Origin of the sequence: Massilia litorea (assembly GCF_015101885.1) — a bacterium.
GTDB lineage: Bacteria > Pseudomonadota > Gammaproteobacteria > Burkholderiales > Burkholderiaceae_D > Telluria > Telluria litorea.
Window position 1 is genome coordinate 2128858 of sequence record NZ_CP062941.1, and the last position, 25715, is coordinate 2154572.

General features: G+C 62.8%; 22 protein-coding genes and 2 pseudogenes. 15 read left to right on the forward strand and 9 right to left on the reverse strand.

Going from position 1 to position 25715, the window contains the following annotated elements; translation table 11 throughout:
- Window positions 1-64: 64 nt before the first annotated feature.
- On the reverse strand, window positions 65-2398 hold the full coding sequence (locus LPB04_RS09505) for a CHASE domain-containing protein (RefSeq protein WP_193688433.1): 2334 nt from the start codon (window positions 2396-2398) through the stop codon (window positions 65-67).
- A gap of 224 nt (window positions 2399-2622) precedes the next feature.
- Between LPB04_RS09505 and LPB04_RS09510 the strand changes: the two genes are divergently transcribed.
- The 4 genes from LPB04_RS09510 (at window position 2623) to LPB04_RS09525 (ending at window position 6408) form a co-directional block, all read left to right on the forward strand.
- Entirely contained in the window at window positions 2623-3081 is a 459-nt protein-coding gene (locus LPB04_RS09510; RefSeq protein WP_193688434.1) for a cupredoxin domain-containing protein, read from the forward strand.
- A gap of 99 nt (window positions 3082-3180) precedes the next feature.
- A complete protein-coding gene (locus tag LPB04_RS09515; RefSeq protein ID WP_193688435.1) occupies window positions 3181-3801 on the forward strand; it encodes an LON peptidase substrate-binding domain-containing protein in 621 nt (206 codons plus the stop codon).
- Between the two features lie 5 nt (window positions 3802-3806).
- Entirely contained in the window at window positions 3807-4556 is a 750-nt protein-coding gene (locus LPB04_RS09520) for an anti-sigma factor family protein (RefSeq protein ID WP_193688436.1), read from the forward strand.
- A gap of 358 nt (window positions 4557-4914) precedes the next feature.
- Entirely contained in the window at window positions 4915-6408 is a 1494-nt protein-coding gene (locus tag LPB04_RS09525) for a DEAD/DEAH box helicase (RefSeq protein ID WP_193688437.1), read from the forward strand.
- Between the two features lie 60 nt (window positions 6409-6468).
- Here the strand turns inward: LPB04_RS09525 and LPB04_RS09530 are convergent, their stop codons facing one another.
- Window positions 6469-8142 carry a histidine kinase famiy protein gene (locus LPB04_RS09530; RefSeq protein ID WP_193688438.1) on the reverse strand — a complete coding sequence of 558 codons (1674 nt, stop codon included), beginning with the start codon at window positions 8140-8142 and terminating at the stop codon, window positions 6469-6471.
- A 489-nt stretch (window positions 8143-8631) separates the two neighbouring features.
- Between LPB04_RS09530 and LPB04_RS09535 the strand changes: the two genes are divergently transcribed.
- The 4 genes and pseudogenes from LPB04_RS09535 to LPB04_RS09550 form a co-directional block, all read left to right on the forward strand.
- Window positions 8632-8808 carry a hypothetical protein gene (locus LPB04_RS09535; RefSeq protein WP_193688439.1) on the forward strand — a complete coding sequence of 59 codons (177 nt, stop codon included), beginning with the start codon at window positions 8632-8634 and terminating at the stop codon, window positions 8806-8808.
- 104 nt (window positions 8809-8912) lie between these two features.
- Window positions 8913-9641, forward strand: a complete 729-nt coding sequence (locus LPB04_RS09540) for a glycosyltransferase family 2 protein (RefSeq protein WP_193688440.1) — start codon at window positions 8913-8915, stop codon at window positions 9639-9641.
- Window position 9642: 1 nt separating this feature from the next.
- Complete coding sequence (locus LPB04_RS09545; RefSeq protein ID WP_193688441.1) at window positions 9643-11271, forward strand: glycosyltransferase family 4 protein; 1629 nt, start codon at window positions 9643-9645, stop codon at window positions 11269-11271.
- A 10-nt stretch (window positions 11272-11281) separates the two neighbouring features.
- Window positions 11282-11908 (forward strand): annotated as a pseudogene (locus tag LPB04_RS09550) (UTP--glucose-1-phosphate uridylyltransferase); the annotation flags it as partial.
- Between the two features lie 360 nt (window positions 11909-12268).
- Here the strand turns inward: LPB04_RS09550 and LPB04_RS09555 are convergent.
- The 7 genes from LPB04_RS09555 to LPB04_RS09585 all read right to left on the reverse strand — a co-directional run bounded on the left by LPB04_RS09555 (window position 12269) and on the right by LPB04_RS09585 (window position 19209).
- A complete protein-coding gene (locus LPB04_RS09555; RefSeq protein ID WP_193688442.1) occupies window positions 12269-13738 on the reverse strand; it encodes a hypothetical protein in 1470 nt (489 codons plus the stop codon).
- Between the two features lie 240 nt (window positions 13739-13978).
- The gene (rfbA, locus tag LPB04_RS09560; RefSeq protein ID WP_193688443.1) at window positions 13979-14872 is read right to left on the reverse strand and encodes a glucose-1-phosphate thymidylyltransferase RfbA; all 894 of its coding nucleotides are present in this window, start codon (window positions 14870-14872) and stop codon (window positions 13979-13981) included.
- On the reverse strand, window positions 14869-15951 hold the full coding sequence (gene rfbB / locus LPB04_RS09565) for a dTDP-glucose 4,6-dehydratase (RefSeq protein WP_193688444.1): 1083 nt from the start codon (window positions 15949-15951) through the stop codon (window positions 14869-14871). The genes rfbA and rfbB overlap by 4 nt, the downstream gene beginning before the upstream one ends.
- A 121-nt stretch (window positions 15952-16072) precedes the next feature.
- On the reverse strand, window positions 16073-17200 hold the full coding sequence (rffA, locus tag LPB04_RS09570) for a dTDP-4-amino-4,6-dideoxygalactose transaminase (protein WP_193688445.1): 1128 nt from the start codon (window positions 17198-17200) through the stop codon (window positions 16073-16075).
- Window positions 17201-17202: 2 nt separating this feature from the next.
- A complete protein-coding gene (locus LPB04_RS09575) occupies window positions 17203-17565 on the reverse strand; it encodes an EamA family transporter (protein ID WP_193688446.1) in 363 nt (120 codons plus the stop codon).
- Entirely contained in the window at window positions 17562-18224 is a 663-nt protein-coding gene (locus LPB04_RS09580; protein WP_227496687.1) for a GNAT family N-acetyltransferase, read from the reverse strand. The genes LPB04_RS09575 and LPB04_RS09580 overlap by 4 nt, the downstream gene beginning before the upstream one ends.
- Window positions 18217-19209, reverse strand: coding sequence for a glycosyltransferase family 2 protein (locus LPB04_RS09585; RefSeq protein ID WP_193688447.1), 993 nt, complete (start codon window positions 19207-19209; stop codon window positions 18217-18219). Before LPB04_RS09585 ends, LPB04_RS09580 begins: the two co-directional genes overlap by 8 nt.
- Window positions 19210-20277: 1068 nt before the next feature.
- On the opposite strand from LPB04_RS09585, the gene LPB04_RS09590 reads away from it, so the two are divergent.
- The 7 genes and pseudogenes from LPB04_RS09590 to LPB04_RS24435 all read left to right on the forward strand — a co-directional run.
- On the forward strand, window positions 20278-21303 hold the full coding sequence (locus LPB04_RS09590) for a glycosyltransferase (protein WP_193688448.1): 1026 nt from the start codon (window positions 20278-20280) through the stop codon (window positions 21301-21303).
- Window positions 21300-22439, forward strand: coding sequence for an NAD(P)/FAD-dependent oxidoreductase (locus LPB04_RS09595; protein WP_193688449.1), 1140 nt, complete (start codon window positions 21300-21302; stop codon window positions 22437-22439). Before LPB04_RS09590 ends, LPB04_RS09595 begins: the two co-directional genes overlap by 4 nt.
- Complete coding sequence (locus LPB04_RS09600; RefSeq protein WP_193688450.1) at window positions 22436-23227, forward strand: NAD(P)-dependent oxidoreductase; 792 nt, start codon at window positions 22436-22438, stop codon at window positions 23225-23227. The genes LPB04_RS09595 and LPB04_RS09600 overlap by 4 nt, the downstream gene beginning before the upstream one ends.
- Window positions 23224-24057, forward strand: a complete 834-nt coding sequence (locus tag LPB04_RS09605) for a sugar phosphate isomerase/epimerase family protein (RefSeq protein WP_193688451.1) — start codon at window positions 23224-23226, stop codon at window positions 24055-24057. Before LPB04_RS09600 ends, LPB04_RS09605 begins: the two co-directional genes overlap by 4 nt.
- Entirely contained in the window at window positions 24054-24410 is a 357-nt protein-coding gene (locus tag LPB04_RS09610) for a DMT family transporter (protein ID WP_193688452.1), read from the forward strand. Before LPB04_RS09605 ends, LPB04_RS09610 begins: the two co-directional genes overlap by 4 nt.
- 27 nt (window positions 24411-24437) lie before the next feature.
- Window positions 24438-25226: a glycosyltransferase family 2 protein gene (locus tag LPB04_RS09615; protein WP_227496688.1), complete on the forward strand. Its 789-nt coding sequence runs from the start codon at window positions 24438-24440 to the stop codon at window positions 25224-25226.
- 32 nt (window positions 25227-25258) lie between these two features.
- Window positions 25259-25552, forward strand: a pseudogene (locus tag LPB04_RS24435) (helix-turn-helix domain-containing protein); the annotation flags it as partial.
- Window positions 25553-25715: the final 163 nt, after the last annotated feature.

Genomic DNA, 25715 nt, shown 5'->3' on the forward strand with positions numbered 1-25715 from the left:
CGCCCGCACGGAAGCGTTGTCGCGCTTTGTACAACACTGGCCTGCTGTGTGATGCACCAGGTGCTCAGTGCGCGGCCGGCGCTTGCGGCAGGGCTGCGTCGGGCTGCGTCTCGGCACGCGGCAGGTAGATGCTGACGGTCGTGCCCTGGCCGGGCACGCTCGCGATCCGGATATGGCCGCCGCTCTGGCGCACGAAGCCATGCGCCATCGACAGGCCGAGGCCGGTGCCCTTGCCTTCGGGCTTGGTCGTGAAAAAGGGTTCGAAGGCGCGTTCCATGACTTCCGGCGGCATGCCCTCGCCGGTGTCGGAGACGGCGATGCGCACGTAGTCGCCGGCGGTCAGCTCGGGGTCGGCCGCTGCGGTGGCGTTGTCGATCGCCAGGTTCTCGAGGGCGATGTTGACCTTGCCCTTGCCTTTCAACGCGTCGCGCGCATTGATGACGAGGTTCAACAGGACGTTTTCGAGCTGGTTCGGGTCGACCAGCGTGTTCCACAGGTCGGCGCCGTGCGCCAGGGCGATCTCGACCGATTCGCCGGCGGCGCGCTGCAGCAGGCTGTCCATGCGTTCGAGCAGGAGCCCGACGTTGACCAGGTTCGGATGCAGCGGCTGGCGCCGCGCGAAGGCCAGCAGCTGGGACGACAGTTTCGAGCCGCGCTCGACGGCGTCGAGGATGCTGCGCAGGCGCTTTTCGCTGTTGTTGGAGGATTTCATCATCAGCTGTACGTTGGCGCTGATGATGTGCAGGATGTTATTGAAATCGTGGGCGACGCCGCCGGTCAGTTTGCCGACCGCTTCGAGTTTTTGCGAGCGCGCCAGCGCCGTGCGCGCCTCGTCCAGGCGTTGCTGGCGCAGCCGTTCGCGCGCCTCGGCTTCGCGCCGCGGCGTGATGTCGCGCAGGAAGGCGCTGGCGCCATGGCCGACTTCGGCGGGCAGGGCGGCGACGACGATTTCGACCGGCACCAGGTGGCCGTCGCGGTGGCGCGCCATGACTTCGGCCGGCTCGCCGTTCAAGAGCGGCCTGGCCTGGCGCACCAGGGGAACGCCGCGTTCGTCGGTCCCGGCGGCCGGGTCGTCCAGGGCGGCGAACTGGGCAAAGCCGCGTTCGTGCGCCACGCGCTGGTCAAGCGGCACCAGCAGCTCGCCGATCTCGCGCCCCAGGGCCTCGGCGCGGGTCCAGCCGAACTGTTGCACAGCGCGCGGATTCCAGTCGGTGACGCGTCCTTCGGCGTCGATGGCGATGAAGGCGTCGTAGGTGTTTTGCAGGATCAGGTCCATGCGCATGCGCTCGGCGTCGATGCGTTCGTAGGACTGGCGCAGTTCGAGCGTCATCGCGCGCGCCAGCTGCACGGCGCGGCCCCGTTCGCTCGCCAGCAGCCAGACGACCACGCTCAGCAGGAAGCCGAGGCCGATGCCGGTGATGCCGATTACTTGCGGGCGGCGCGTGTCGAGGCGCGCCTCGAAGCCGGGCGAGGAAGCGATGTCGATCAGCCAGGGGCGGCCGGAAATGTTCGCCGGCAGGGTCTGGCGGAACAGCGGCTGGCGCCAGGCGGCGGCGTCCTGCGAGCGGAACAGCAGGGACTCCGGATCCGGACGCATGCCGTCGTAAATCGTCACCTGCAAATCGGCCGCGTGCGCGCCGCCGAGGCCGCGCATCAGGTCCGCCATCCGGAACGGCGCATACACCCAGCCGACGATGGCGGCGCGGCGCTCGGCGACGCTGGCGATGGGGGCGCCGCGGCGGTAGACCGGCACGTACATCAGGAAGCCGGGCTGGACGTCGCGTCCTTCCTGCACCAGCACCACCTTGCCCGAGACGGCGGCGCCGCCCGTGTCGCGCGCGGCCGCCATCGCGGCGCGGCGCACCGGTTCGCTGTACATGTCGAAGCCGAAGGCGCGCAGGTTGCGTCCGGTGAAGGGCTCGATGTGGGTAACCGAGGTGGCGAACTCGCCCGTGGGCTGCGGGTGCACTTCGTAGCTGGCAAAACCCTGGGCGCGCAGCGCCGACTGGTGCGCCGCAAGCCGGCTGCGTTCGATGATGCTGGCGATGCCGAGCGCCTCGATGCCGGGGAAATGTTCCTGCAGGTTCTGGGTCTGGAAATACTCGGCGAATTCGCGGCGGTCGATGTCGACGCTGCCGCGCATGAAGCCGCGCGTGCCGCGCAGTACTTGCTCGTAGACGGCCATGCGGCGCACCGTCGTGTTGACGAGGTCGCGCGCGCGGTAGTCGAACTGGGCGGCGAGGTCGGCAGCGGCATCGCGCCGCGCGCTGCTCCAGGCGCCATAGGTGAGGAGCAGGGAGACCAGGAAAACGAAGCCGGCGAGGATCAGGGGCCCCCACCCCTGGCGGACAGGTGCGCCGCGGGTGGGGATGGTCTCGTCGGGTTCCGGATGCGGCATGTAGTCGGGGGTAGGCAGCCGCAGGGCGGCGGGATAATCAGAGCCAAGGCGTCGGGGCAGGCGTCGAGGTCTGCAGGATACGCGGCAATGCCCCGCGCAGGCGCACGGGATGCCTACTTATTTACCTGCCACTCACCTGCGGCCCCGCGCTTTTGTTTGCATAATACAATATCTGCAGTGCTACAATTCGGCGCCGTATCCGCCCCCGTCTACCAGACTTCCCGATGATTCCCCTGCATCCGATCCTGCGCCGCCGCTGGCTGCCGTGCGCACTTGTCGGCGCCTTCCTGCTGGCCTTCCTGTGGGGTGCGCTGGCGCCGCTGCGCACGCCCAGCCAGGAACGCGGTTTTACCTTCCCCGGGCCAGCGGCGGCCGGGGAGCGCGGCGCGATGCTGCCGCGTAGCATCCGCCTGACCCTCGGCGTGCAGGACGTCCTGCTGCTGCGCAACCACGACCGCCGCCCGCATGTGTTCGGTCCGCTGCAGCTGCTGCCGGGCCAGGAGTTCCGGCTGCCCTTTGAACAGGCGGGCATCTATCCGGTGGCCTGCCCGGACGTGCCCGGCGGCACCCTCACGGTGCAGGTGGTCGCCTTGCCCGATCCCGGCTGGGACCGCCTGCGCTGGCGCCTCGAGGCGCTTGGCCAGGCGCTGCGCACGCTGCCGCTGGTGGCGCCGCAGGGTTGAATCCGCTGCGGCGGGCACAGCGCGGCCAGGCGGAATCGGACCTGTCAGGGCGCCCGCAATCGTGCTGCGGTCTGTCGTTCGATTCTGTCATTATTGGGCATGGCCACGATTTCCCTTCCATTGTTCCCACTGAGCACGGTGCTGTTCCCGGACGGGGTATTGCCCTTGCAGGTGTTCGAGGCGCGCTACCTCGACATGGTCAGTCGTTGCCTGACCGAGGACACGCCCTTCGGCGTCGTTCTGCTGACCCAGGGACATGAAGTGCGCGCACGGGGCGGCGCGCCCGAGCGTTTCGTCGAAAGCGGTACCCTGGCCACCGTCTGCGACACCACCGCCACCACACCCGGCCTGTTGCAGGTAGTCTGCCGGGGCGGCGCGCGCTTCGAGGTGAAATCTTCGCAGCAACGCCTGAACGGATTGTGGATGGCCGAGGTCGAGCTGGTCGAAGACGACCATCCGGTGCGCATTCCGGCCGAGCTGCAGGGCGCTTCCGACGCGCTCGACCGCGTGCTGGCCTCGCTGCACGACGTGCCGCAGGAGCGCTGGCCGGTGCAGCCGCCGTTCCGGCTGGAGGATTGCGGCTGGGTTGCCAACCGCTGGTGCGAACTGCTGCCGCTGCCGAACACCCAGAAACACAACATGCTCATGCTCGACAACCCGGTCATCCGCCTCGAGCTGCTGCACGATGTGCTGGACGAACATGGCTTGATCACTTCCTAGCTGCCATGAAATTTTCCGACGAACTCTTGATTGCATTCGTCAACGGCGAGCTGGCCGAGCCGGCCCGTGCGGCCGTCGAACGCGCGCTCCGGGCCGACCCGGCGATCGCCGCGCGCGTGGCCCAGCACCGTGCCCGCCGCAGCCGCGTGTACGGCGTGGTGGCGGGCGGGTGCGACGGCGGCGCCCATTCTCACGCCCCGCATTCGCCCTCGGGCGCCAAGGTGGTGCAGCTCGATATGGTGCGCGCGGCGCGCAATGGCCCGCTGCCGGTCCCGCCACCGCCCCAACCGGCCTGGACGATCCGCCATTGGGGCGCCGTCGCCGCGGCGCTGGCGGCCGGGGTGCTGGCCGGCGCCTTCGGCTGGCATGCCTGGCAGGGCGAAGCGGAACTGGCCTCGCTCAGCGGCGCCGACGGCGCGCTGGTGGCGCAAGGCCACCTGGCTTCGGCCCTGAGCGGGCAGCTGGCCAGCCCCGGGCCCTCGGGACGGGTGCGCATCGGCATCAGTTTCCTTGCCAGGGACGGCAAGTATTGCCGCAGTTTTGTCATGGACACGACCGCCGGCCTGGCCTGCCGCGACGGCGGCCAATGGAAAATCCCGGTGCTGGCCCAGGGCGCGGCGGGGGCGGCCTGGATGGACGGCAGCGGCTTGCCGCCGGCCGTGCTCGAGGCGATCGACGGGCGCATCGCCGGGGCCCCGCTGGGACCGGCCGCGGAACGTGCCGCGCAGTCCCGCGGCTGGAAGCGCGAGGGTTAACACGCCATTCCTGCGCACAGCCGGGTCAAGCCGGGCTTGCCGAAACGGCAATGCCGCGGCTGGGTTCGCACACGATTCCATATACACTGCCGTGGATTTGAGGTAACCTTGAGGGCGATATATTGCGTCTCTACGTATGCGCTGTCGGTTTACCGGCGCGACGTGCCCACCGAGCCGGCCTGTTGGCCGTGCCCCAGCCGGCGGCCAGCCCGCCTCTCCAGGAGTTGTCAGTGCCGGCCGCGCCTGCCGGGCGCGCGTGGTCATCGCCCGTAGAGCAAATTGAATTTTCAGGAGCTTCGGGAATCCGCCGCACGCCGTGCAGCAGGTTGATCGAGACATCCTCAATGCGGAAAGTATAATGTCTGAAACACCGAACAACGAAGCCGCGGCTGTCGAACCGAGCGTGACCTTTGCCGATTTCGGCCTGGCGCCGGAAATCCAGCGTGCGCTGTCCGACCAGGGTTATGTCCATCCGACCCCGATCCAGGCCCAGGCGATCCCGATCGTCCTGCAGGGCCGCGACGTCATGGGCGCCGCCCAGACCGGTACGGGTAAAACCGCCGGCTTTTCGCTGCCGATCATCCAGTTGCTGCTGGCCCACGCCAACAGCAGCATGTCGCCGGCGCGCCACCCGGTGCGCGCCCTGGTGCTGACCCCGACGCGCGAACTGGCCGTGCAGGTCGCCGACAACGTGAAAGCCTATTCGCGCCACACGCCGCTGCGTTCGACCGTCGTTTTCGGCGGCATGGACATGAAGGGCCAGACCGCCATCCTCAAAAGCGGCGTCGAGATCGTCATCGCCACCCCGGGCCGCCTGCTCGACCACATCGAACAGAAGAACGTCAGCCTGGCGCAGGTGCAGATGCTGGTGATGGACGAAGCCGACCGCATGCTCGACATGGGCTTCCTGCCCGACCTGCAGCGCATCATCAACCTGTTGCCGAAGAAGCGCCAGAACCTGATGTTCTCGGCTACCTTCTCGCCAGAAATCAAGAAGCTGGCCAACAGTTTCCTGGACAAGCCGGTGCTGATCGAAGTAGCGCGCAGCAATGCGACCGCGGAGAAAGTCACGCAGGTCGTCTATAAAGTCGAGGAAGAGCAGAAGCGCGACGTCGTCGAATTCCTGATCCGCCAGCGCGAGCTGAAGCAGGTGATCGTGTTCTCGAACACGAAAATCGGCGCTTCCCGCCTGTCGCGCCACCTCGAGCAGACCGGCATCAAGGCCTCGGCCATCCACGGCGACAAGACCCAGCAGGAACGCATGGCCGCCCTCGAGGCGTTCAAACAGGGCGAGATCGAAGTACTGGTGGCGACCGACGTCGCGGCCCGCGGCCTCGACATTTCCGACCTGCCGTGCGTGATCAATTTCGATTTGCCCTACAACGCGGAAGACTACGTGCACCGCATCGGCCGTACCGGCCGTGCCGGCGCCTCGGGCGACGCCCTGTCGGTGTTCACCGAAAAGGACGAGCGCCTGCTGGCCGATATCGAAAAGCTGATCAAGCAGACGATCACCCGCGGCGAACTGACTGGTTTCGCGGTGCGTCCGCGCGGTCGCGATGCGGAACGCGGCGAACGTCCACAGCGGGGCGAGCGCGTCGAACGTGGCGAACGCAGCGAGCGCCCGCCGCGCCGCAGCGAATCCGAGCGCGGCGAGCGCCCTCCGCGCAGCTACGGCGCCGGCCCGCTGCCGCGCCGCGAGAAGGTTGATCCGTGGTTCCTGAAGCCCTACGAGCCGGCCAGCGCGCCGCGCCCGGACGCCGGCGCCGCGGTGTCGAACACGAATTCGGCCAAGCCGAAGCAGAAGATCGCGGCCTTGCTGGGCGGATTGCCGAAGCCGCAGCCGCAGTAAGCGGGTTCGCCTTGACATAAGAAACCTGTGCGCCGAAAGGCCCGCAGGTTTTTTTACGCTCTATCCATGCGATGCCGGCAAGATCGCCCGCACGCGCGCCAATAAATCTTCCTGGCGATACGGTTTGCCGAGCACATCGAGCCGCTGGCCGCGCGCCGCCGGCAGCTCATCCATGTAGCCGGTGGTGACGAGGATCGGCGTGCCGGGACGGCGCGCGCGCACCTGGTCCGCCAGTTGCAGCCCGTTCATCCCGCCCGGCATCATCACATCCGTAAACACCAGGTCGATCGCGGCGCCCTCGTCGAGCACGGTCAAGGCCTGTTCGCCGCTCGGCGCCGAGACGACGGCATAGCCCGCGGACTCGAGCATCGTTTCCGCCAGTTCGCGCACGTCTTCGTTGTCCTCGACCACCAGGATGCGCGCCCTGGCGCTTTCTCGCGCCGCCTCGTCCTGTTCCTGTGCCGAGGCATCGCCCGCGCCATCGACTGGGAACACCATGCGCACCGTCGTTCCCCGCCCGGGCGTGCTGTCGATTTCGAGTCGGCCGCGCGACTGCTGCACGAAGCCGTGCACCATCGCCAGCCCGAGGCCGGTGCCCGGTCCCTTGGTCGTGAAGAAGGGTTCGGTGGCCCGCTGCATGACCTCGGGCGCCATGCCTTCGCCCTCGTCGGCGATGCAGACGGCGACCTGGGCGGCGCCGGGGTCATTGGCTGCGGGGCCGCTGCCGGCCAGCACGGCGGTGCTCACGCGGACCCGGCCGCCGTTCGGCATGGCGTCGCGCGCGTTGATCAGGACGTTCAGCAGGGCCATCTCGAAATGCGTCGGGTCAAGCTTGCAGGAGGGCAGGCCCGGTTTCAGGTCGAGCTGCAGGTCGACCCGGTCGCCCAGGGTACGCACCAGCAGCTCCGAAAATTCGACCAGCAGGGCATTCAGGTTGACGCGCTTCGGTTCCAGGCGCTGCTTGCGGGCAAAGGTCAGCAGTTGCTGGGTCAGCTTGCCGGCTTTCATGGCGGCCCGCTGGGCACGCCGGATCGGCTCGGCCGCGCCGCCGGTGTTGTTCAGCGCGAGCAGGGCGAGTTCCAGGTTGCCGTTGATCACCTGCAGCAGGTTGTTGAAATCGTGGGCCATGCCGGCCGTCAGCTGGCCGATCGCTTCCATCTTCTGCGCCTGCAGCGAGGACTGCTCGCTGGCGCGGCGCTCGGTGATGTCCATCTGCGAAGCGAAGAAATACAGCAGCTCGCCGTCCTTGTCGAAAATCGGGCCGATATACAGCGCGTTCCAGAACGGCGTGCCGTCGGCCTTGTAGTTCAGGATGTCGACGGCGACGGCGCGCCGTTCGGCCAGCGCCGCACGCAGCTCGGCCACGGTATCGGGATTGGTCTGCGGCCCCTGCAGCAGGCGGCAGTTGCGGCCGATCAGATCTGTTTCTTCGTACTGCGTGAGGTCGAGGAAGGCGCGGTTGGTGAAGACGATCGGATTATCCGCCTGGCGCGGGTCGGTGACGACCATCGGCATGCGCGTCATCTCGACGGCGGCGAAGAAAATATTGCCGCGCTCTTCCAGGCCCGGCTCCTCGATGTAGCCAGCCTGCCAGTGCTTTTCGCCGGGATTGCCGAGCGGATTGAAGGCGCTGCCCTCGACTTCGCCGGAAGCGGGCACGCCGACGCTCTGCCCGTCACCCTGGATGTCGAGCGGCTTGCCTGCGTTTTCTTCGGGAGTCGAGCCGGTTGCCATTGGGTCCTTTCCGCACGATCGGTTTTGCACTGCCCATGCATAAGGCAAGCACATGGCCGATGCTACTGTGGCCGGACACGCCCGACTGTGCGTCGCTTCACGCAAGCACGCCATCGGCTCAGCGCCCGGCACACATTTGAGAGGGCACAAACCCGGCAAGCCGGCTACCGCGAACATCACAGTCGGCTGTGCGCAAAGAGGACGGCGCCGCAGGATCGGAGACGTGCAGTGATGCCAGGAATGAAACCTCTACGTTACAATCTGCTACCTTAAGGTGACGGGGCTGCCGCAATTACCTTGTATAATTGCTCGGTTGCCATGCTGCTGTAGAGCGTTTGCATCTCTCCTTTCAGCGATCGAAACGCTTGCCGCGGTCGATGGCTGCAAATTAAGTCGCGGCCTGTTTTACGGTCTCCGTCGCGTCCTTTCCAAATGTGCAATGCAATGCAATTGAGCCAAACCATTCCCAAGCCGCTGGATCCGTTGCGCTTGCTTTGGGTACACCGCTTTCTTATCCACCAGCTCGTCGAGCGCGAACTGACCGCCTTCGAAGCGCAGCATGCCACCGCCGAGGCGCAGAACGATGCCTTGCTCGAAGAACTCAACCGCACCCAGCGCGAGCGCATCGAAGCACTCGAGCGCGCTGCGAGCCCGTTTTCGCTTTAGTGCCTACAACAACACACACACACTGTCCAACAATGCGCTCCCATGTCAGCGGTTCCGTCGGAGAACCCGGCAGGCTGGCGAGCGAGCCAAGAGAAAAGCAGAACATGAAGACCGATCCCGTCGTTAGTGCCGTCATCACGATGCACGGCGAGGGCATTCTTGCCCACCGTACCTTGTTGTCGATTCAGCGCTGCCGCGAGTATGCCGAAGCGCGCGGCTTGCGTACCGAATTCGTCATCACGCTCGACAATGCCACCGCGGAAACCCGCCGCGTGATCACGTCGCATCCAGCGTTGCGCGACGACGACCAAGTCCACGAGATCAATTTCCGCGACCTCTCCTTGTCGCGTAATTTCGCCATCGAAAAGGCACGCGGGGAATATGTCGGCACCTTCGACGGCGACGATTATTTTTCGAAAAACTGGATCGAGCGCTGCGTCCGCGGCATCGAGGAAAACGGACCGACCACGATCTATCACCCTGAACTGATGGTGGCGTTCGGCGAACTCAATGCCTACTGGTGGCAACCCGACCAGTTGAGCAAGTACTACACGCCCGAATGCCTGTTGACCATGAACCTGTGGAACGCGTGCGCCTTCGCCAAGCGCTCGGTTTTCCTAGAGTATCCCTACCAAGTGTCGCGCCCGGGAGAATCGGGCTTTGGCTACGAGGACTGGCTGTGGAACTGCGACACGATCGCTGCCGGCTACGTGCATCGCACGGCACCCGAGACAATTCGCTTCGAACGCCGCAAATCGAACGGCTCGCTCAACGTCGCGCACCAGCGCACGGGCGCCGTGATCCGGCCTTCCGCTTTCTTCGACCAGGTTTAACATGATGTATCGACACGTTACCCGCATTTACCGTTTGATCGATCGCGTCGTACTGCGCCGTGGTCCTATTGCACTCGAGCGTACCGTCAAGGGAACGGCATTCCGGATTGCGAAGTTCGCTTTTCCCAACCGCATCCCTAGCGCGACGGCCGAGCTCTATCTAGCGCGTGCCCTGGCGCATCGTCTCGAACGGCGCAATGCGAATGGCAGCGTCAGCGGCCAGGTACCGCAGCCGCTGAGCGGCGTGCGTTCCGTGGCCGGCTTGAGCGCCAAAGAGCGGATCGAACTGGAAAAGGCCGGTGTCGTTGTGCCGCCCGCGTTGCCGTCCTGGGCCGCGAGCGAAATGGAGGAAATCGCAGCCACACTCGATCCGGCCTTCCATCCGGCGGGCCCGATCACCCCGCACCTCCAGTACTACGCGATGCCGCTCGAGCACCACTATCCCGGCATTGTTTATGCACGCCTGCGGCGCCAGGTGACCAGCAGGATCGACGTGGTCATCCTGGTGCCCTGGCTGAAGCAGGGTGGCGCCGACTTGGGCGCCATCCACTTCGCCACAGCCCTGCATGATACGTTCGGCAAGAAAGTACTGGTGATTGGTACCGAAGCTGCCGATTCGCCATGGGCCAGCCGTCTTCCCGAAGGCGTGCAGTTCCTGGATGCCGGCACCGAAATGGCGCAGCTGTCGGCTGACGAGCGCCGCCTGGTCATGGTACGCCTGATGCTGCAGCTGGCCCCCGAGACGATTCACCTGATGAATTCTTACCTCGGCTGGCAAATGGTGGCCTTGCATGCGAAAGCCTTGCGTCACACCACCAGGATCTACGCCTCGCTGTATTGCGACGACGTATCCGAAGGTGGCCAGCTCGTGGGCTATGCGCAGACTTTCCTGATGGATTGCTACGAATCGCTCGATGGCGTCATTTCCGATAACGGCGTCGTGGGTGCCGAGTGGTCGCGTTCCATGGGCATGGCTCCGTCGCTGTTCCACGTCGTGCCGTTCCCGGTACGCGAGCCGGCACAGCCGCTTCTGCCGCAGTTGCCGGCTGCCCGTACCTTGCTGTGGGCCGGACGCCTGGACCGACAGAAACGCCCGGACGTGTTGCTCGCCATCGCACAGGCGATGCCGGACTGGACCTTCGACGTGTACGGTCAGACAGTCGTGGATCAGGCGAGCCCTGCCTTGGCCGGTTTGCGCAAGGCGCCGAACGTGCGCCTGCGCGGCGCGTTCAACGATTTCTATACCGTCGTGCGTCCCGATCACCTGGCGCTGGTCTACACGACGCAGTGGGATGGCATGCCGAATATCCTGCTGGAAGCGGCCAGGGCCGGGTTGCCGATCGTGGCGCCGGCGGTGGGCGGTATTGGGGAGTTCATTCCCGGCGAGTGGCTTGTGCCCGAATGCGCCGATGTCCAAGCCTATGTCGCCCAGATCCGGCGCCTCGCGGACGACGCCTCGCATCGCGAGGAACGCGTGCGTACGCTGACCCAGCGGGTCGGGGACGGACATTCGTGGGGCGAGTTTGCCGCAGCGATCGGACGCGTGCCTGGTTACCTGACCACAGCAGCAGCCCAGCTTGCGGGCGATGTCCAGCCGGGCACTGACGCACGCGTCGACGCTGCAGCCTGAGTGCACCCGAGAGGTGCTGCGCAGTATCAAGCCCAGCCATGTCGATTGCTTCTATGTGCGTCAGCCGGAAGCCCTCGGCCTCGGTCATGCTGTCCTGTGCGCTGAAAAGCTGGTCGGCAATAATCCGTTTGCGGTGATCCTCGCCGACGACCTCCTGCATGGGAAGCGCCCGGTGCTGTCGCAAATGGTGGACGTGTTCAAACACTATCACAGCTCGGTCATCGGTGTCGAAGAGATCGCCCGGGAAGACTCGAAGTCGTACGGCGTGATTGCGGGGCGCGAGTGGGAAGACCACTTAGTCAAGCTGTCCGGCATCGTCGAGAAGCCGGAGCCGGCGAATGCCCCGTCGAACCTGGGCGTGGTGGGCCGTTACCTGCTCAAGCCGAGCATCTTCAAGCATATTCGTGCGCTCAAGCCCGGTGCGGGCGGCGAGCTGCAGCTGACCGATGCCATCCAGTCGCTGCTCACCGACGAGCAAGTGTTGGCATATAAATTCGACGGCAAACGCTTTGACTGCGGCAGCAAGCTCGGCTACCTGCGAGCGACTGTTGAATTCGCGTTGCGTCACCCTGAAGTCGCATGCGAGTTCCGTGCCTACCTGCGTGAGTTCATGGCCGGACAAGGCGTTGGCGCCTGAACGCCCGTTTCCCAAGCCGCGTCCGCGGCCGCTCGCTTGATACGCGAGGGCGGCGCTGATTGTCCAGGTCTGCAGCATCGCCACCACGACCAGTAGCCCATCCTGGTTGCAACCCGGCGCATATTCGAAGCCAGGCCGAGTTCGTCAGGTACCTGTCGAACAGCTGTGGTGACGATACGAAATCGAATGGCGTCGCGCCCTACCGGGCGCAGCCACTGGAGGATAGGTTTCCAGTGGCCTGAAGTGAGAAAAACGGGACAGCGCCGGGTAGCGGCCGATCGCTGGCGGATGTGGCTTGAATTACCCGGTGATTCGGCTGGTCGACGCTGTTGTCGTCGGTTTTCCAGTTCGCAGTGTTACTTAAAGGCAGACGTGTACTGTTCCCTCTACTTCACGTATCGATCCGGAATTCGGAAACGAGGGTGCGTTTTCACAACGTGTATCTCCTTGAACGCCTGACTTTACGTTCAATCGTCGTCCAGCGGCTTCTTCAAATAGCGGGTCGACAGCCCAACCAGAAGCGAACGCAGAAATATTGGCGTCACCGAGTCCCATACCCTGGTCGATTTCATAAGCCCACGTGGCACGGTGAATCAAAATAGGGGTTGACGCATCAAGTTGCCTGATTTCTGAAATTTTCGTCACGATTTCACGAGCACGCGCGATATCCCAGCGATTCAGACGTTGCTGATTCTCCAGGAGCCACCCGCTCTTACCGGAGAAAATGGCAGCCGCGATTAATAGCGCGACGCTTGCCACGCGTACCTGGACTCGCGATGCTCCGAAAGAGAAGATGGCAATGCCGAGTGCGACTGCCACTGGCATTGCAATTAACGTACGAGGCACTGGCCACCACACCCCCGAGATGGAGGTCGGTAACAGTGCGAGAGCGATTCCCAGCGCGATGACAATCCCACCGGATAACACTTGCATCCATTGCCCACATGCTGTCGAGGCACGAACACAAAGTACGAGGATGGCAGCAGCGGTGCAAATGGCAGCGACTGGTCCGACAAGGGGGTGGCTCCCGCCGAAAATGCCCATCAAGAGCACCGCGATATCGACAAAACGACCACTGATATCGTTTACACCAAGTATGGACGTTCTGGCGTCAGAACTGACCGCAACCATACGAACGGTGAGAGCAAAAAGAGCCACGTAGAAAGCACTCGCGATAGCCCCTGCAAGGACGGTGCTCCTGACAGCCAAAAGCGCTGCGCGCAATGGTGGAAGGTGGATGTTTTTTTGAAGGAAAATACCTAAGGCTGCAATACAGAAAAATGCCATCGCAATCTGATTGAGCCCCGACGCAATCGCAGCCACGGCGGAGGCGGCGCACAGACGACCGATTGTCACCGGTCCATCTTGTGCGAGCAACGTAATTGCACCTACGATTAGCAAGGCCCAAACCCCCACGCCAAAAAGGGCTTGTCGAAAACTTACATACTCAGCAAAGAAAGGGTGGGCGCCAAGCAGGGCACCCAGGGCAATCGCCAGCAATATGTCTTTTTCGAGCCACTTGGCCAAGGTCACCCAGGAAATAAGAAGGAAACCGCCGGCACTGAGGAAAAACCCGATGCTTGCTAGCTGCGGTTGTTTTAAGTCGGAAAAATCCAGCACACTCTGCAGGAGTGCAAAAGTAAAGCGGCCTTGAGAAATGAAAAAGTCCTGCATCTGACCTTTTTCACTAAGCATAGTAGCGTAATCGTCAAGGGCATAACCAACCGTCAGGCCAAGCGACTTCGAAGCCAGGAACAAGAGGAAAAATGATGCGGCAAACCACCAGAAATTTTGCCCACAAAGATACGACTGATTACTTTTTGATGTCACTGTCACTGCTCCATAAGTCGAAAGGCACCTTCCGCTGCCGGGATCGCGCGATTGATGTGCGGCTCCACGCGAATCCATAACGGAAGTCGTCGTGGCCGGTTGGTATTAAGCCATTTGTCATAGCGAAGATCAGTCGCAGACTCTGGCAGATTAAAAACACGATGAAAGCGATCATGTGCGGAAGCGCCATGGCAAATTGTCAAGGCATGTTCACCATCAATGATGACGCGCGCAGTACGCTCAATCGTGTCGGTCGTGGTCGATCCTCAGCAGGTATTGGCCGTAGCCGCTCTTGGCGAGTGGTTCGGCAAGACGTCGCAGTTGAGCCAGATCGATGTACCCCTTGCGGTAGGCAATCTCTTCCGGACATGAGATCTTCAGGCCCTGCCGCTTCTCGATAGTGGCAATGAACTGCCCGGCATCCTGCAGTGAATCGTGTGTCCCGGTATCGAGCCATGCTGTGCCACGTCCGATCAGTTCGACGTTAAGCGCGCCATGTTCGAGGTAGCAGCGATTGATGTCGGTGATTTCCAGTTCGCCGCGCGGCGATGGCTGCACGCTGGCCGCGATCTCGCACACCTTGCTGTCGTAAAAGTACAGCCCGGTAATTGCATAGTTCGACTTCGGCTGGGCCGGCTTTTCTTCGACGCTCACCACGCGCCGCGACTTGTCGAACTCGACGACGCCATAGCGCTCGGGATCCGTCACGTGATAGGCGAAGACCGTCGCGCCCTTGGTGCGCTCCGTCGCCGCGCGCAGCTTGGTCTCGAGGTCGGTGCCGTAGTAAATGTTATCGCCGAGGATCAACGCGGACGGCGAATCGCCGAGGAAATCGCGGCCGAGGATAAACGCCTGCGCCAGGCCGTCCGGCGAAGGCTGGACGACGTAGGAGAGTCGGATGCCCCACTGGCTGCCATCGCCAAGCAGCTGCTCGAAGAGCGGCAGATCACGCGGCGTCGAGATGATCAGGATATCGCGCAAGCCGGCCAGCATCAGCGTACAGAGCGGATAATAGATCATCGGTTTGTCGTACACCGGAAGCAGTTGCTTCGAGATCGTCGTCGTGATCGGATGGAGACGCGTGCCGGAACCACCGGCCAGGATGATCCCCTTGCGTTGTACTGGCGCGCTCATTGGCCGGGCTCCGGTTGGCTGTCGCGGTTTGAATAGTTCGTGTCGAGCCAGCGCAGGTAATCGCCGGACTGCACGTCGCGCACCCAGGCGTCGTGCTCGAGGTACCACTCGACGGTCTTGCGGATTCCGGTTTCGAAGGTTTCCACCGGCTTCCAGCCCAGTTCGCGTTCGATCTTGCGGGCGTCGATTGCATAGCGACGGTCGTGCCCCGGGCGGTCGGCAACGTGGACGATCTGATCGACATAGCTGCCCGCTGCTTTCGGCGCCAGTTCGTCGAGGATCCCGCACAAGATACGCACGACGTCGAGGTTTGCCATCTCGTTCCAACCGCCAACGTTGTAGGTCTCGCCCGGCCGGCCCGCTTCGAGCACGCGTCGGATTGCCGCGCAATGGTCGCTGACGTACAGCCAGTCCCGCACTTGCTGGCCATCGCCGTAAATCGGCAGGGGCTTGCCCTGGCGTGCGTTGGCGATAATCAGCGGAATCAGCTTCTCTGGAAAGTGATAGGGGCCGTAGTTATTCGAGCAGTTGGTTGTCAGCGTCGGCAGGCCATACGTGTGGTAGTACGCACGTACGAGGTGGTCGGAGGCGGCTTTCGAGGCCGAATAAGGGCTGTTCGGTGCATAGGCCGTCGTTTCGGTGAACGGCGCATCCTCGGCGCCCAGGGTCCCGTAGACTTCGTCGGTCGACACGTGCAGGAAACGGAAGGCTGCCTTGTCCGCGTCCGCAAGGTCCGCCCAGTAGGCGCGGGTTGCTTCCAGCAGAGCAAAGGTGCCGTTGACGTTGGTGATGACGAAGTCGCGCGGCCCATGGATCGAGCGGTCGACATGGCTTTCGGCTGCGAAATTCAGGATCGCACGCGGCTTGTACTGCGCCAGGAGGCCTGCGACGAGTTTTTCATCGCAAATGTCGCCTTTGACGAAAACGTGACGCGGGTCGTCCGCCAGTGCTTGCAAGTTGCCGAGGTTGCCGGCATACGTCAGTTTATCGAGGTTGATCACCGGCTCGTCGGACTGGGCCAGCCAGCCGAGGACGAAATTGGAACCGATAAACCCCGCACCACCTGTAACTAAAATCATTGGAATAACTCAATGGTAGCCGAACCGGGAATGCATGCCCGATTCGGCGAGTGAGGAAATGCGACGCGGGTCGGCGGGTGCAGTGACTGCGGGCCGTGGACACCTGCCGCCGCGGCGTTGCTCAGAACGATTCGGCCAATGCAGCGACGACGGTGTCGAGCTCGTCTTCGAGGCCGACCCACAGCGGCAGGCGCAGCAGGCGTTCGGACAGGCCGTCGGTGTTCTCCATGCCGCCGTGGGTACGGCTGTGCGTAAGGCCGGCCGGAGCACTGTGGAGCGGCACGTAGTGGAACACTGTGTTGACGCCACGTTCCTTCATATTGGCCATCACGCGCGTGCGCTGGTCGAGCGAGTCCAGCAGGACATAGTACATGTGCGCGTTATGCACGCACTGCTCCGGCACGACCGGGCGGCGCAGCTTGCCGGCCGCCTCGAGCGGGGCCAGCGCTGCGTGATAGCGGTCCCACAGCGCCAGCCGGCGCGCCGTGATGGCCTGGGCCTCTTCCATTTGCGCCCACAGGAAAGCGGCGATCACTTCGCCTGGGAGGTAGGACGAGCCGACATCGACCCAGGTGTACTTGTCGACCTGGCCGCGGAAGAACTGCGAACGGTTGGTACCCTTTTCGCGGATGATTTCCGCACGTTGGGCAAACTCGGGCGTGTTGACCAGCAGTGCGCCCCCTTCGCCCGAGATGATGTTCTTCGTTTCGTGGAACGAAAACGCGCCCAGGTGGCCAATGCTGCCCAGCGCGCGACCTTTGTAGGTGGACATGATGCCCTGGGCCGCATCTTCGATCACGATCAGCTTGTGGCGCTGCGCGATATCCATGATGGTGTCCATTTCGCAGGCGACGCCCGCGTAGTGCACCGGCACAATCGCACGCGTGCGCGGCGTGATCGCCGCCTCGATTTTGGTTTCGTCGATGTTCAGGGTATCGGGACGGATGTCCACGAACACCGGCACCGCGCCGCGCAGGACGAAGGCGTTCGCGGTTGACACGAAGGTGTACGACGGCATGATGACTTCGTCGCCGGGGCCAAGGCCGGCCAGTAGCGCAGCCATTTCGAGCGCGGCGGTGCAGGAATGCGTGAGCAGGGCGCGTTGGCAGCCCGTGTTCGATTCCATCCAGCCGTGGCATTTTTTGGTGAACGCGCCATCGCCAGACAGGTGGCCATTGACATGGGCCTGAGCGATGTGCGACAGCTCGCGGCCGGTCATGAAAGGTTTATTGAATGGAATAGTTCGCATGTTCAACCTTGGGAAGCAATGATGGTGCCGACGCAGATGAGCGCGACGCCGGCAATTTTGGTGATCGAGAGCGGTTCCTGGAACAGCCAGCCGCTCAGCATGAGGACGATGACGAAGTTCAGGCTCATGAACGGGTAAGCATGGCTGAGTGGGAATTTCGTCATCGCGCCCATCCACGACACTGAAGCCAGGAAAGCGGCCGCGAAGGCGCTGATGATCCACGGATTGAGCATCAGGCGGATCAGGAACAGGAGCTTGTCGTGGCCGCTTGCGGGCAAAGGGCCAGCCTGCAGCACCTGCATCTTGATGGCGATTTGACCGAAGACGGTAAGGGCGATGGTAACGGCAATGTAGAGATAGTTCATGTGACCTTCGTGTGGTAAATGTCCAGTGGGTCCAGGAAGGAAAAACCAAGCGAGGCGTACAGGTTGACGACCGCCACGTTCGACGCCGAAATCGAACTCGTTACGGTTGGATGGCCTGCCGCGAACAGCTCGCGGATAACCGCATGCCACCAGTATTTCGCCAGGCCCTGGCCGCGCATGGATGGCGCGACGGCGTGCAGCACGAGGCTTGCTCCGTTGATGCCGATAAACCCCCCCAGCTCGTCATCACGGAACAGGCCGTAGACATTGTGGGCATCGAGCAGTTGGGCCAGCCAGTTGTCGTAACGTAGATCCGCCCGCTCGCGCGGCAGCAGGAAGTCGCGGTGGAAGCGGCCGTGACTGAAGGCCCCGTTGCAGATCGCCAGCACGGCCGCCGGATCGACCTGCTTCGACACATGCAGGCCGGGCGGCGGGACCAGGTCCGGCAGGCGCGCCGCGACGCCGGAAGTGGTCAGCAGGGTGTCGCAATAATAGAACCCGTGTGCATGCAAGGGCGCCTTGTCCGCCAGCGGATCGACCTTCACAGTGTAATGTCCGGGCGTATGCGATGCTGCCTCGAGAGCGGCCTCGGAGTACTCGGTCAGCTCGAAGGTCGGCATGCCGAATGCCGCGCTGTCCCAGGGAGTAGGCTTAATCAAGCTCGACTCCGGCACTGTCGGTAGCGCGGCGCACGATGTACAGCGGCCGCTTCTTTGACTCGTCGAAGGTTTTGCCCAGATAGACGCCAATCATGCCGAGGATGCCGATGATCAGGCCTCCGAGGAAATACACGGAGACGATCAGGCTGCTCCAGCCCGGGATGGACGAGCCGTGCCACAGCGAGCGCGCGAGAATGTAGCTGCCGAAGCAGATCGACATCGCTGTCATTGCGAAGCCGGCGCGCACTGCGAGGCGAAGTGGCTTGTCCGAATAAGCAATGATGGTATCGGTCGCGAGCTTGAGCAGCTTTTTGAATGTATAGGTGGACGAGCCGTCGAAGCGCTCGCTGTGCTGTACCTGGATGGCCGATGTTGGAAATCCCATCCACTGCACTTGTCCGCCGAAGAAGCGCAACTGCTCGCGCATGCGCGTGAAGTTTTTAACGACACGGCGCGACATGATGCGGTAGTTGCCGCTGTCGCCATCCACGTCGATGTCGGCGAGGTAGCTGAACAGCCGGTAGAACAGCCAGGAGTTAAACCGCTTCAGGAGCGGATCCTTGCGCGGGCCGCGCAAGGCCAGCACCACGTCGAAACCTTCCTGGGCCTTGGCGTAAAGGCGCGGTATCTCCTCGGGCTGGTCCTGCAGGTCGCAATCCATCACCACGACCCACTCGCCCCGGCAATGGTCGAGGCCAGCCGTGATGCCGTAGTGCTGCCCAAAATTGCGGCTGAACTGCAGGCCGTGCACGCGCGGATCGGCCGCTGCAAGGCGCTCGATCACGCCCCAGGAATTGTCGCCGCCGCAGTCTTCTACCAAGACGATTTCAAACGACGTCGACACGGTCTCGAGTGCCAGCCTCAGGCGCCGGTACAGCTCATCGAGCATCGTTTCAGCCTTGTAGACCGGGATGACCACCGAGATAAGCGGGCGGGAATCAAGCCTGTCCGTGGTCGGGCGCAGATCATTAAAGGCGTTCTTCATTCACTAGCTCAAAATTTTAAAAACTGATTTTTCCAGCGCGCCGAGGTAAAAACACGGCGTTCAAGTTCCCACTGGCCTTGTCCAATCATAGCGGCAAGGTAGTGCGCTGACTTCCGGGAGTATCGGTCAAGTGCGTGGGCTTCGACGCGGCGACGAGTTATTTATCGATATTTGACGCCAAATCCGCGCGACAGGACGGTGTTCGGCAAAATAATAAATCCTCAGGCCGAAACATTGCAACTTCTGTTTGGGAGCTGTTTTCTTTCGCACCGCAATACTCGAGTTGCGAAGTCACGCAGATAATGATCGGCATCGGGCGGAATATTCATTTCATGCCGGACGATCGCGGTGCTAACGGCCGGCAAATCCCTGCATTATACCGTGATAAGGTACAGCAGTCGAAGAGCAATTGGCATAAATAACCGCCATCGTGGCGTTGCAGCGCCACGTTCGGCGGCCGTCACGCTCGGGTGTGCCGTACAGTGTTTGCCGCAGGTCTCGTAAGCTCGCCCCCAGGTATCAGGGCAGTGTTTCGATTGTGGCAGCAAGCACGGAATTGCGGGCGGGCAGGGCGGCGTGACGCGCGGCCGCGTTGTCTGGTCCGCAGGCCATCCTTCGGCCTGCCGGTTTGGCTCTCATGAACATTGAAAAGGGCCAGGCGCTGTTTGAATAGAACAAACCACGCGTTGTTCGCAATATGTATGGAATCTTCCTGAAGGGTTGAGGTCCAAACCAGACTCGACTCAGCCGGGGGGCTCCATGCAAGCACGCACGTCCGAGCTCTTCCGGCAGGATCTGTCCGTACTTACCCGGTCTGAGCGGGGGCGCTTGCCCGGCCTGCTGCTGCCGGCAGTCAAACTTGACCAGGCGGTCGGCCTCATCGAGTACAACACCGCCAGCCCCTCTACTGGGCGCCCGACGGCGCTCGTCAAGTCCCGAGAGGCCTTGCTGCGAGCGATGCCGGCATGCGCCGTGCAGCGATGTGCCGCACTTAACGCAAGCAGCGCCATAGGATATGGCACCCGGTGCCAGCGTTGACCACTCTCTTGGGCGAAAAGGAACGCTGAAATGGATTTCTTTCCCGTATTCCTCTCGGTCGTTTTTGTGGTGCGCAACCAGGAGGCCAGGCTCGAAAGGTTCTTGAGAAATGCGGGCACGCAGCTTTCAGGACTCGTTTCCGACTACGAGATCGTGGTGGTCGACAATTCTTCGGAGGACGGCAGCGTTGCGCTGCTCCAGGGCCTGACCGGCGAGGACGGACTGCCCAACCTCCAGGTCTACGCGCTGACAAAGGAAGTCGATTCCGATACGGCGTCGTGGGTGGGCCTGGAAAATGCGCTTGGTGATTTTGTCGCGGTCGTCGACCCGCTCGAGGACGACATCGCGTTCCTGCCGCAGATGCTCGACAAGGCAGTGAGCGGAGCGGACGTGGTCTTCGCACGCAACCGGCAAAAACCAAAGCGCAGCATTTCTTATCGTATCGCAAACGCGATCTTCAATCGCCTGTATCAATTCATTAATGGCGTTCACCTGACCAAGGAGGCGCCCCATTTCCGGCTGCTGAGCAAGCGTGTCGTCAATTTCATTCTCCAGCACGCACGTCCGGCGGTGACCTACCGCCACCTGCCGGCCACCGGCGGCTTCGCTCGCGTCACCATGGAATACAGTGCCAGACCCGTCGCCGCCACCAGCAAGAAGCTCGGTGCCAGCATCGACCAGGGCATGCGCCTGCTCGTATCGACGACCCAGGCGCCGATGCGCATCGTGACGACCCTTTCCCTGTTCGGCGCGGCCGCGAATGTCGGCTACTCGATCTATGTCGTGGCGGTCGGCGTCTTCAAGGAAGATGTCGCACCCGGATGGGTGAGCTTGTCGCTGCAGCAGTCGGGGATGTTTTTCCTGATTTCGCTGGTGCTACTGATGCTGGGCGAATACATCCTGCAAATGGCCAGCCTGTCGAACGAGGGCCCGCTCTATCACGTCGGCCAGGAATTCACCAGCGCGCGCCTGACCCCGCGCGAGAAACTGAACATCGAAGACGTTGCACCGCCGGTCGACGCGTGCCGCGAGAGAGCGGCGGGCCACGGTTCATGAATTCCCATGCCACGTCCGACGCGGTCATCATTGGCGGCGGCTTTTACGGGGCGGCCATTGCGGCCTACCTGGCAAAGCAGCGCCGCTTACCGCGCGTCCAGCTGGTGGAGAACGAAGCCGGCTTGTTGCAGCGGGCCTCGTATCACAACCAGGCCCGGGTGCACAACGGTTATCACTATCCGCGCAGTTTCACGACCGCGCTCAGAAGCCGCGTCAATCTGCCCAGGTTTGTCCAGGACTGGCCGCGCGCCGTGAAGCAGGATTTCACGATGCTGTACGCCATCGCACACCGGAATTCGAAAGTGACGGCGAGGCAGTTCGTCCGCTTCTGTCACGAGATCGGTGCAAAGATCGGCCCGGCGAATGCATCGCTGCGCAAGCTGTTCAACGAACGCCTGATCGAGGACGTCTTTCTGGTCGAGGAATATGCTTTCGATAGCACCCGCCTGGCGGAATGGGCAGCGCGCGAGCTCGAAGAAAGCGGCGTCATCGTTCGCCTGCGCACGCGGGCGACGGCGATTTCAAATGGGCCCGATGGCGGGCTGGCAGTCATCCTTGCCAGGGACGGATCATACGAGACGGTATCGTGCCGCTATGTCATCAACACCTGCTACAGCGGCATCAACCAGTTCGGTGGGGAATTCCCGGGCACCCATACGTCGATCAAGCACGAGATTTCGGAAATGGGACTGGTGCAGATGCCGCCAGCCTTGGTCGAGATCGGTATGACGGTCATGGATGGTCCCTTTTTTTCGGCCATGCCGTTCCCGGCACGCGGCCTGCATACGCTCTCGCACGTCCGCTATACCCCGCATCTGAGCTGGGAAGACAAGCCTGGCATCGACCCATACGCCCGCCTTGCCGAATACGAACGCGCCTCGCGCGTGGACCGCATGATGCGCGACGTGGGGCGCTATGTCCCGGCCATTCGCAACGCCCGTCATGCCGACTCGCTCTTCGAGATCAAGACCGTGCTGGTGAAGAACGAGGCGGACGATGGCCGCCCGATCTTGTTCGAACGATACCCCACCTTGCCGGGCTGCTACGCGGTCCTCGGCGCCAAGATCGATAACATTTATGACGTGTTCGAGAAGCTCGATGAGGAACAGTTTCAACCATCACTGGAGAAAACGTGAAAAACGCTCTGATTGGATTTTCGGGCTTTGTCGGCGCCACGCTGCTGAAACAGGCAAATTTCGACGCACTGTACCGATCGACGAATATCACGGATATCGAAGGCGAGGAATTCGACCTGGTCGTGTGTGCCGGCGCGCCGGCGCAGAAATGGATCGCCAACCGCGAGCCCGAGGCCGACCTGGCCAATATCAATCGCCTGATCGCCTTGCTGGGCACGATCAGGTGCAAGCGCTTCGTCCTGATCAGCACCGTCGACGTGTTCAGCAGCCCGGTCGGGATCAACGAGGACACGCCGGTGCTTGAGGAGGGCCTGCATGCCTACGGTCTGCATCGGCGTTACCTCGAGCGCTTCGTGCAAGCGACATTCCCGGAGCACCTGGTCGTCAGGCTTCCCGGCCTGGTCGGGCCGGGCCTGCGCAAGAATGTCATCTATGACTTCCTGAACCACAACAACCTGGGTGCCATCGACAGCCGGGGCGTTTTCCAGTTCTACCCGATGGTCAACCTGTGGTTCGACATCCAGACGGCCCTGCATGCCGGCCTGAAGCTGGTCCATCTCACCGCGGAACCGGTCAGCGTGGCCGATGTGTCGTCCCAGGGCTTCGGCAAGGTATTTAAACAGCAGGTCGGGACCTCGGCGGCCCGTTACGACATGCAGACCCGTCATGCAGCCTTGTTCGGCGGGACCGGAAACCACCAATACAGTGCGCGCGAAACGATCCAGGCGGTGCGCGCGTATGCGCAGTCGGAGCCGGTTACTGCCGCAAAAGCGGGAGGCGGGGCATGAGACTGGCCATTTCCAACATTGCCTGGGAAGTCGCGGACGATGAAGACTTGCTGAGTTTGCTGAAGCAACACGGGGTCGATGCCATCGATGTCGCACCGGGCAAGTATTTTCCAGTACCAGCGAAAACGACAAGTGAGCAGATTGCGCACGTGCGCGACTGGTGGGCTGGCCACGGTATCGAACTGACCGGCATGCAGGCGCTGCTCTTCGGTACAACGGGACTGAACCTGTTCGGCGATGCGCCGTCGCGCGTGGCCATGCTCGCCCATCTGGCGGAGGTGTGCCGGATTGCCGGCGGCTTGGGCGCCACACGCCTGGTGTTCGGCTCGCCCAGGAACCGTGATCGATCCGGACTCGACGACGAACAGACGATGCGCATCGCAACGGATTTCTTCCGCCAACTCGGCGACGCCGCGCGCGCGGCGGGCGTGATCGTATGCCTGGAGCCGAATCCGACCTGCTATGGCGCCAACTTCATGACGACGGCTTCCGAGACGGCGGCGGTGGTGCGCGCGGTCGGCCATTCTGCGATCAAGATGCAGTTCGACACGGGCGCATTGGCGATCAATGGCGAGGACCCGGAACAGGTACTGCGCGAATGCGCCGACCTGATCGGTCACGTGCATGCCAGCGAGCCAAACCTGGTGCCGCTGGGCGACGGCGGCACCGACCACTGCGCCATGCGCGCCGCGCTGGAAAAGTACCTGCCGAATCACGTGGTGTCGATCGAGATGGTCGCCGCGAAAGAGGAACCCCGTCTCGACGCGGTCGGGCGCGCCCTCGGCAAGGCCGTCGCCTATTATCAGCAACCGGTCGCGGCGTGCCAATGAAGTGGCTCATTCTCCTCGTCGGCATCATCACCAACGCCTCGGCAAGTGTGCTGATCAAATACGCCACGATGCCGCCCCGGCGCTTCCCGAGCCTGGCGGATCCGGCTGCGGCCCTCGGTAACTGGGCATTCTGGCTCGGCCTCGGATTGTATGGCGCGGCCTTCCTGCTGTATGCGGCGGCCCTCGCACGCCTGCCCTTGAACGTCGCCCATCCGATCCTGACCTCAGGCGCGATCGTCGTCGTCTTCCTGTCTTCCATCCTGTTGTTTCGTGAATCCTTTCACTGGACCGTCGCGCTCGGCATCCTGTTTGTCGTGACCGGCGTCGTGCTCATCACCGCTCGCATCTCCTGAATAATGAATACAACTAATTTAAGGTCTGTGCCTGCCGCCCAGGGGTGGCAGGTACCGCGTTTCGAGTCGCCGCTGTGGCTGGGGAGGCAGCACCCATACTGCGTCGTCATCCCCGTCATTAACGAAGGCGAACGTATCCGCAATCTGCTCAAGCGCATGGCAGCGGCGAACATTGCGTCGCAGGCCGACATCATCATCATCGATGGCGGCAGCAAGGACGGTTCGCTCGAACTGGGGGCCCTGCAGGCTTTCGGCGTACGCGGCCTGCTGGTGAAGACCGACCCCGGCAAGCTCAGCGCCCAGTTGCGTTGCGCGTATGCCTTCGCGCTCGAGCAGGGTTACGAGGGCATCATCACGATCGACGGCAACGACAAGGACGATCCTGAGGCGATTCCGCGTTTCATCGCGGCGCTGGAGGACGGCATCGACTTTGTCCAGGCCTCGCGCTTCCTCCCTGGCGGGGTTGCCGAAAACACGCCGAGGTCGCGCGACCTCGCGATTCGCTTCATCCACGCTCCCTTGTTGAGCCTGGCGTCGGGATTCAAGTGGACCGATACCACGCAAGGTTTTCGTGCCTACAGCCGCAAGATGCTGCTCGATCCGAGGCTGGCGCCGTTTCGCAACGTGTTCATGACCTACGAACTGTTGGCTTATCTGTCCTACCGCGCGCCATTGCTGGGTTATCGCTGCGTCGAGTTGCCGACCATCCGGAGCTACCCGAAGGGCGAAGTGCCGACCAAGATCAGCGCATTCCGCGGCAATCTCGACGTGTTCAAGGTGTTGTTGAAGGCCTGCAGGGGTGCTTATAACAACTAGGTACTCACCCAAAATGTACAGTGAATTCGCTCGAAACAGGCGGAATATGTCCAGCACCACGATGTCGAGCTCGACTAGCGCCAACACTGGCTGAGCGTGAAGAAATATCGCGTGCAGTCGTAGCCGGGACATCGATCCGAGCCATCGCGTTTTCCCTTGGACCAGCACCGTCGACAGTCAGCCGGGAGATCAAGCATAATGATGGATTGGAACGCTACCGGGCAGCCCTGGCTGACCAACATACTTGGGCTCGGGGGCGCCGTCCCAAGCCGTGTAAGCTCGTAGTCAATCAGAAGCTGGCCGACATCGTGGCCGGCACGCTCAAGCTCGAGAATCTGGACGAGGTAGCGAGGCTGTTAAACGAGCGGCCGAGGAAGACACGTAATTGCGAGAGACCCGCGCCACGATTTCATGCATGTGTTGCGTCAACCGATTAAATGCGCAGTCTCAAACGGATCGTCACTGGCCAACGCAATCAGAGTCCGACGA